Raw genomic sequence first — 1,074 nt, forward strand, 5'->3', positions numbered from 1 at the left:
AGTCAGGCCCCCACCATCCGCGTACCGCATAACACCGGCATACCGCAGGGATCACCCAACGTCACCACCCGAAGGCAACCCGAAAAGGTCAGTAAGCGCATCAGTCCACCGGCATGGGTAGCACTGACCCAAGGCGGCTGTGGTGGAGCCCAGGAGCGACTCTTCGACCTGGACCTGGATGAACCCCGGCTCGTCGACAAAGGCGTCATAGGGGACCTGCAGTCCGGCGACAAACCAGCTCCGTCCAACCCGCTTGGGTCAGCGTTCACCGTCAACGCCAAGGACCCAGCCGTTGTCCGCGTCGATGCCACCGCATGCAAAGGCAACTACGAGTGGAGTCTTGTCGTCGACTACACCTACAACGGCAAACAGCTCCACAAGAAGGTTGGCCCCTTCAGAACGTTCAGCACGACGGACAAGAACACACGCGCGTACGTACCGAACCTGTCAACAGGCGATGCCGGTGAGCCGCTACCCACCCTGGATCCTCCAACGGGATGCCTGACGACGGGCTGAGCTCTTCTGCAGTTTTCGTCGCCACCCACCACGCTTCTCAGCAAAGCCATGCCTGGCCGCGCCCGGCGCCGGCCTCTCATGCAGGGGGCCGGGGATCTTCTTCAAAATTCTTTGCCGGTAGGGCGGCCTGCCGGAGCCGAGAGGTGAATACCCTCTCGTCGAAGGACCCCAGCCACCATGATTGCTGTTCTTCTCCTGGCTCTCCTGATTCTCGCGCTCGTGGTCTGGCGGGCCATGGACAAGGCCAGGGACACCGACGTCACCGGCATCGTCAGGGTTGCTCTCGCAGCGATCGTGACACTCGTCCTGAGCTACGTGGCCCTACGCGTCGTTCCGCCCGAGGCCGTACCCGATCTGCTGCACAGCGCTGTCACAGCACTGAGGACGGCCTGAAGCGGCCGAGTCGAAGGAGCGTTCGTCATGACATCCCCGTCCTCGTCTCTCCAGCAGCTCACCTCCCTGCGAGCAATAGTCAAGACTTGTGGATCGGCAGTCTCAGCTTCGAGTTCGAGTTGATCGGAGCCTGGTGAGTCCTTCGACCGCCGAGAGCTCGTCGCT

2 protein-coding genes are annotated in these 1,074 nt (G+C 62.2%); both read left to right on the forward strand.

The features are described from left to right. The coding region (locus ACZ6BB_RS42190) for a hypothetical protein (protein ID WP_471620378.1) at positions 1–516 on the forward strand (516 nt) is incomplete at its 5' end. A 177-nt stretch (positions 517–693) separates the two neighbouring features. After that, positions 694–909, forward strand: a complete 216-nt coding sequence (locus ACZ6BB_RS42195; RefSeq protein WP_471620379.1) for a hypothetical protein — start codon at positions 694–696, stop codon at positions 907–909. The last annotated feature ends 165 nt before the right edge of the window (positions 910–1,074 follow it).

The sequence above is a fragment of the Streptomyces sp. NPDC041108 genome (genome assembly GCF_055592645.1).

Bases quoted from the DNA above. Each gene is read 5' to 3' on its own strand.
- ACZ6BB_RS42195 (WP_471620379.1), top strand. From the start codon at position 694: ATGATTGCTGTTCTTCTCCTGGCTCTCCTGATTCTCGCGCTCGTGGTC.